General features: G+C 73.4%; 1 protein-coding gene. It reads right to left on the reverse strand.

Annotated elements, in window-relative coordinates:
* A partial coding sequence (locus tag F0L68_RS41290) for a BTAD domain-containing putative transcriptional regulator (protein WP_149855361.1) occupies positions 1–203 on the reverse strand: 203 nt, incomplete at both ends.

Genomic DNA, 203 nt, shown 5'->3' on the forward strand with positions numbered 1-203 from the left:
GGATCCGTTGGTGCAGCTCGCGAAGCTCCTGGCCGGGCCGGATGCCGAGCTCCTCGGCGAGCACGCGTCTGGCCCGCTGGTACGCGTGCAGGGCGTCAGCCTGCCGGCCGGCCCGGTACAGCGCGAGCATCAGGTGGGTGTGCAGGCGTTCCCGCGTCGGGTGCGTGTCGACGAGCGTGGTCAGCTCGGGCACCAGGTCGGCG

This window comes from Solihabitans fulvus (assembly GCF_008386585.1).
Lineage (GTDB): Bacteria > Actinomycetota > Actinomycetes > Mycobacteriales > Pseudonocardiaceae > Solihabitans > Solihabitans fulvus.